The following is a 6,412-nucleotide window of genomic DNA, read 5'->3' as shown; positions in this document are numbered from 1 at the left end:
GGTATCCGTGGCGGGGAGGGCCTCAGCCATGCCTCTTGACTGTATACTGAATACATGAAATCATCATTATACAGAATACAATAAATAAGCTCGAGGCTTGGGTTGCGCTCCTCGGGGGGGCATAGAGGGACGCATTGCAGGGGCATGTTGATGTCGCATTTAAGGCTTGCTGATTGCAGGCAGTTTTTGGGTGTCAGAACCATCGGTGGTCGGGACATAGACTATCACCGGGGTGCCGCGGTTTGGGAACACGGGGATCTGTGGCACAGGGCGTTGCCGAATTCGGGCAGTGTTCGATTGCGCCGAAAAATCGCTCGTCACTTCGCCCATGACACTTGGCCCCAAACTTGCCGACTCAAATCTCAGGTCGCGAAACCTCTCGTCGATGATGTCAGTTTGCGTGGCTTCCATATTGCACGAGAGCAGCGACCCTGTCGGCCTGACCAACATTGCTCGGGCAATGGCACCGGTGGGGTGGGGTTGTGACTGTTTTCGTCATCCGCCGGTTGTTCCAGAGTATCCTTACTTTGTTTGTGACATCACTCTTGGTGTTCTTTGCGGTCTTTGCGGTTGGCAATCCGATCGATGTTTTGATCGATCCGGGTGCGGATCAGATTGAATTCGAGCGGGCCGTGCGCGCGCTTGGTTTGGATCGATCAATATGGGAGCAGTATTTCATCTTTCTGGAGAATGCCCTGCAGGGAGATGTCGGGCGTTCGTTCGTCTTCAATACGCCCGCGCTTGAACTCATTCTGCAGCGCTTTCCGGCAACGCTTGAACTGGCGCTTACCGCAATGCTGCTTGCTAACTTGGTCGGGATTCCGCTTGGGCTTTATGCCGGCCTCAAGCCGGAGAGTGTTGCCGGGCGCTCCATCATGGCAGGATCGATTCTAGGGTTCAGTCTGCCTGGCTTCTGGGTCAAGGTGACAGTGATCATGGTGTTTGCCGTCGAGCTTGGCTGGTTCCCAGCAGGGGGGCGGGGAGAAACAGCCACTTTCCTTGGAATTACCTCAAGTCTCTTCACCATTGATGGCCTTAGCCACATCGCTTTGCCTGCAATCAGTTTGTCTTTGTTTACGATGGCCTTGGTGATTCGTCTTACTCGTTCCGGCGTTCGAGAAACTTTGCCGATGGACTACATCAAGTTCGCTCGAGCGAAAGGCCTTCGGGAGTCACGGGTGATTTCCGTGCACGTTCTGAAGAACATAATGATTCCGATCGTGACTGTGATGGGACTGGAGTTTGGGGGAGCCGTCGCCTTCACGGTGATAACGGAAACTATTTTTTCGTGGCCGGGTATGGGCAAGTTGCTTATCGATTCGATCAATTTTCTCGATAGACCAGTCGTTGTTGCTTACATCATGCTTGTCGCCATGATGTTCATTGGCATCAACCTCCTGGTCGATCTCGTCTACGCGGTACTGGATCCCCGCGTGCGTCTGTCCGATTCAGGGAGCAATAACACGTGACTGCCGTTTATCCGGAGATATCGGATGTCAGGCCTGATGAAGATCGTGCGGTCTTTGTAGAATCACCGCTAAGGCGTTTTGTCTCTGATTTCAGCGATTCGTGGATCGCTGTCTTCGGCCTGGCGATGTTGCTCGCTATCGTTTTTATGGCGGTCTTCGCTCCCCTGATTGCACCGCAAAATCCCTACGATCTCTCCACGCTTGATCTGCTGGATAGCCGACTTACGCCCGGCGAAGCGCTATCAAGCGGCCGGATTGCTTGGCTCGGCACAGACGGGCTGGGCCGCGATCTCTTAAGTGCGATCATGTATGGCCTGCGTATAAGCTTGGCGGTCGGCGTTTTGAGTGCGCTGATTGCTCTCTTTGTAGGCGCTTCGGTGGGCCTTGTAGCGGCATATGCAGGTGGGTGGGTTGACGCGGTCATTATGAGGATCGTCGACATTCAGTTGAGCTTCCCTGCCATCCTTATTGGATTGGTCCTGATCGCCGTTCTGGGCAGTGGCACGGAAAAAATCATCATCGCGCTGGTGGCGGTACAGTGGTCCTACTATGCGCGTACCATTCGCGGTACAGCTTTGGTGGAGAGGCACAAGGAGTACATAGAGGCGGCCCATTGCTTGGCGCTTGGCAAGTTTGTAATTCTATTTTTGCATCTTCTCCCAAACTGTCTGCCACCCTTGATCGTTGTGATCACGGTCCAGGTCGCGCACTCGATCGCGTTGGAGGCTTCGCTCTCTTTTCTTGGCGTTGGTCTGCCCGTAACCGAACCGTCGCTCGGCAGATTGATCGCCAATGGGTTCGAATACATTATGAGTGGCAAATACTGGATCAGCTTTTTTCCCGGTATTGCCTTGTTGCTCCTGATTCTCTCAATCAATCTGGTCGGCGACCAGCTGCGCGATGTTCTCAACCCCCGACTTCAGCGATAATCTCATGATGAGAAAACCTACCTTGAGCGTTGAGGGGCTTAGCACATGGTTTCATACCAAAGCCGGTATCATAAAGGCCGTCAATGGCGTGTCTTTCGATGTTGCCCGCGGTGAAGTCTTAGGCTTGGTTGGAGAGTCCGGTTCGGGGAAAACCGTGACCGGATTTTCAATCATGGGGCTCGTCGATCATCCCGGAAAGATCAGAGAAGGGCGCATTCTGTTCAACGGCACCAATCTTGTTGGCTTGCCGGCGGAGGAGCTTCGCCAGCTACGTGGTACCCGCATCGCGATGATCTTCCAAGACCCCATGATGACCCTTAACCCGGTACTTCGGATCGATACACAAATGATCGAGGCTATTCGTGCACATAAGGTGATGACCTACGGGGAAGCACGAAGCCTCGCCCGAGATGCGCTTGGAAAGGTGGGAATTCCAAGTCCTGATGAGCGGCTCGCTGCCTATCCTCATCAGTTCTCCGGTGGGATGAGACAGCGTGTGGCAATCGCAATCGCCCTCTTGCACAAACCTGATTTGATCATCGCTGATGAGCCGACGACCGCGCTGGATGTAACGATCCAAGCTCAGATTCTTTTCGAGGTTCAAAAGCTTTGCCGTGAAACGGGAACGGCGTTGATTTGGATAACTCATGATCTTTCTGTCGTTGCGGCGATCGCCGATCATATCTGTGTAATGTACGCAGGTCGGGTTGTCGAAAAGGGAATGATCGACGATGTGCTCGACAGTCCGAGCCATCCTTACACGGAAGGACTCATCGGCTCTATTCCAGGGCACAATCGACCGGGCACACCGCTCCAGCAGATTCCTGGAGTGATGCCGTCTCTCTTGACACTACCGAGTGGCTGCGGTTTTCGCCGAAGGTGCCGATATGCGGACGCTATCTGTAAGACGGAGCCCGAGGTTGTTAATATTCCTGCAAGGAAGGGCCAACGTGCAAGATGTTGGCACCCTTTGTCTGATGAGGCCTCGTCATGACAACTGAGTTAGCAACGCGCCGCCGCCGAGATCCGAAAACTGGAGCACTTGTCGAACTTGCCAGTGTGTCGCGCCGCTTCGAAAAGAAGCGCGATATTGCCGCGAAAGTCGCAGGATCATTGGGGCTAGGTGCTGAAAGGCAGATCGTCCGCGCGGTAGACTGCGTTGATCTGGTTATCCGTGAGGGGGAAGTCGTTGGTTTGGTTGGTGAGTCTGGTTGCGGCAAATCTACGCTTGGCCGAATGATCGCTGGAATACTGCGCCCGAGCGACGGCAACATCTACTACCGTGGTGTGAATGTCTCGGAACTTGACAAAGGTGAAAGTCGAGCCGCGGCGTTGGCAATCCAGATGATATTCCAAGATCCATTCGCATCGCTCAACCCGCGCATGCGCGTAAAAAAGATCATCGGCGGGGCACCTTTGTATCATGGCTTGGTCAGCCGTTCCGGGATTGACCAACATGTGAGCGAAGTCATGGAGCGAGTTGGTCTCGACTCGACATACAAGCGCCGTTTTCCGCATCAGTTCTCCGGCGGACAGCGTCAGCGTGTCGGAATAGCCCGCGCGCTGGCAGTAAATCCTAAGCTTATTGTTTGCGATGAAGCTGTGGCGGCTCTGGATGTCTCTATTCAGGCGCAGATCCTGAATCTGTTCATGAAGCTGCGTAGGGATCTTGACCTCACTTATCTATTCATCAGTCACGACCTCGGTGTCGTTGAGCACCTTTCGGACCGTGTCGCCATCATGTACCTGGGTCGCATCGTGGAGGAAGGCCCAACCGCTGAGCTGTTCGCAGAGCCCAATCACCCTTATACGAGTGCGTTGCTGAAAGAGATTCCTCGTCTGGATACACGCCGTCGGCAGTTCGAAACTATTAAAGGCGAAATTCCCTCTCCACTTGATCCGCCGACGGGCTGTCATTTCCATCCGCGCTGTCCGCACGCCACGTCTCGATGCCGGATTGAGATACCGGCATTCAAAGAGATCGCGCCAGGACGATATTCAGCCTGCCATCTGAACGACGGGTGATGGATCCTTAATTGGGAACCTGCTGGGTGATGGGAGGGGTTCTGCTCATGAAAGCGGGTGATCGCGGGAGGAGAGGCCAGTTTTGGCCATGTAGTCTACTCCTCATCGCTCGAGAACCAAGTAGAGCACCGCGGATAAAACACAGAGACCGTGCCAGCATTGTAGTGTCTCAAGAGATATACTAGACCTTCGATCAATTGGTAAATCTTCGGTGACCGCGCGGTGCCGATGTCTTCTTTCTTGTAATCTTGAGGACTGCGTGCACTCGATCAGATGCACCCATTTCCCAGTATCGGCGCTCATATTGAGGTGCATCAGCTAACACGGATACCAATTTGATGGGCAATTCGGGAAAACCGTGATAATACAGAATCCGGTATACCTAGATAGCTACGCTCCAGGCGTAACCTTCTTTTGGCGCGTAGGGATTCAAAAGGTGGGGTAGATGAACAACAGCGATAGTTGATTGTTCTTGTCATTATGAATAGCTGAAACTGAATATCTCAACACTATGCATTATCTTTCATTATAAGTCGGAAAATACCGAATGCAGCCAGTAAGGATCTGCCATGATAATGCTAAGTTAGCGAGCAAAATTGGCTAGTTGGTGCCAAAGACCAAACAAAAAGCATGCATTTTTTTGAACATTTCGTTACCCAAAAGTTGAGCTAACTTCTATGGATGCACCGGCCCGCTCTTCCCATCTGTTTGAACAGATTCACGAGATTCTCTGGCACAAAATTCTGGGTGGCGAAATAGAGCCAATGCAGCGTCTCAAGGATGTTGAGTGGGCTAAGCGGCTCGGCGTCAGCCGAACGCCTGTCCGAGAGGCGATGAGGAAGATGCAGCAGGAGGGAATACTCATCCCTCTGTCTCAGGGAGGATACGAAGTTCGCGCTGTATCCGTGGATGATCTGCATGGTTTGTATCGCTGCAGATCAGCGCTTGAGGTTCAGGCTATTCGAGAAGCGTTTAACAATTTTAGCCCTAAAACTCAAAACCAATTTGAAGTCTTGATACGGAAAGCCGATAAGGCGATTGATAAAGGTGATTTTGACAAAGTATTCCAGCTCAACAGCGAATTCCACCGTACATTAATTGAGCTCAGCCAGAACACTCATCTGGTCGGTCTCTGCGAAACGCTGCAAAAACTAATCCTCTATTATCGCTCGGCGCTTCTGAACCGTGTCAAGTCTGATAGCAGTCGCCAGGAGGAGTACATCAAGCGGCTGCAGACGAAACAGGTTGAGCATAGAGCTATCATTGACGCACTTGCAGAGCAGGATGTGGAAAGAGCAGCAGAATTGATGCAATGCCATCTTCTTGAGACAGCTCAACACATGGAATCCTAGAAGCGCGTGCCTAGGTTATCAACGGGCGGTCGATTTTTGGCCGATATCCCGAAGCGTCTGACGTCGTTGGTTTTGTAATCCTAACCGTGGTGGTGTTTCTTAGTGGATCGTTGCGACTCCGCTCTGATGTTTTCTCAACAGCCGCCAACAGGATATCCCTGCAATTGACGAGTCAATAAGGGCGCCGCTGAACCTTGCATGAGACCCATTAAGTCCTTGGCAAACAACTGGAGTCCCTGCTCGTGCATCAGTTCTTCTAAGGTTGATATGCCACGCTGCAACAAAGAACACACGATGCTGTTTGGTTGCTGCCTATCGTTCGTCGATCGGCAAGAGTTGCATGTTCTGTTCGCCAGCGTAGAGAAGCAACGGTCTGATGAGGATGTTGTTTTCCTGTTGTTCGAGGATTTGAGCGACCCAGCCGGGCAGGCGACTCACAGCGAAGACGGCACCGAAAAGGTCGTCCGGAATGCCAAGTAGGGAATAGGAAACGGCGGCGTAGAAATCCACGTTCACGTTAACGCCGTGGCGCATGTAGGGCTTCATCTCCTCCGCGACCTGGTCCAGGATCTCAAGCCAGGTCGTATTGCCCGTCTGACGGCTCAGGATTTCCGCGTGACCCCGCAGATAGTAGGCC

General features: G+C 52.7%; 6 protein-coding genes. 5 read left to right on the top strand and 1 reads right to left on the bottom strand.

What is annotated here, in order from left to right:
• Nucleotides 1-482 precede the first annotated feature (482 nt).
• The 5 genes from IQ256_RS27930 (at nt 483) to IQ256_RS27910 (ending at nt 5,775) form a co-directional block, all read left to right on the top strand.
• On the top strand, nt 483-1,469 hold the full coding sequence (locus IQ256_RS27930) for an ABC transporter permease (protein ID WP_193858962.1): 987 nt from the start codon (nt 483-485) through the stop codon (nt 1,467-1,469).
• On the top strand, nt 1,466-2,398 hold the full coding sequence (locus IQ256_RS30600) for an ABC transporter permease (RefSeq protein WP_370623566.1): 933 nt from the start codon (nt 1,466-1,468) through the stop codon (nt 2,396-2,398). Before IQ256_RS27930 ends, IQ256_RS30600 begins: the two co-directional genes overlap by 4 nt.
• Nucleotides 2,370-3,392: an ABC transporter ATP-binding protein gene (locus IQ256_RS27920; protein WP_228025359.1), complete on the top strand. Its 1,023-nt coding sequence runs from the start codon at nt 2,370-2,372 to the stop codon at nt 3,390-3,392. The genes IQ256_RS30600 and IQ256_RS27920 overlap by 29 nt, the downstream gene beginning before the upstream one ends.
• On the top strand, nt 3,389-4,423 hold the full coding sequence (locus tag IQ256_RS27915) for an ABC transporter ATP-binding protein (protein WP_193858961.1): 1,035 nt from the start codon (nt 3,389-3,391) through the stop codon (nt 4,421-4,423). Before IQ256_RS27920 ends, IQ256_RS27915 begins: the two co-directional genes overlap by 4 nt.
• Nucleotides 4,424-5,100: 677 nt before the next feature.
• Nucleotides 5,101-5,775: a GntR family transcriptional regulator gene (locus IQ256_RS27910; protein WP_193858960.1), complete on the top strand. Its 675-nt coding sequence runs from the start codon at nt 5,101-5,103 to the stop codon at nt 5,773-5,775.
• A 312-nt stretch (nt 5,776-6,087) separates the two neighbouring features.
• Here the strand turns inward: IQ256_RS27910 and IQ256_RS27905 are convergent.
• On the bottom strand, nt 6,088-6,412 hold a 325-nt coding region (locus IQ256_RS27905; protein WP_304952617.1), incomplete at its 5' end, for a citrate/2-methylcitrate synthase.

The organism is cf. Phormidesmis sp. LEGE 11477 (genome assembly GCF_015207105.1).
Taxonomy (GTDB): Bacteria; Cyanobacteriota; Cyanobacteriia; order Phormidesmidales; family Phormidesmidaceae; genus Phormidesmis.
The sequence above is the reverse complement of the archived record's forward strand: the minus strand, read 5'-3'. Positions and strand labels throughout refer to the sequence as shown.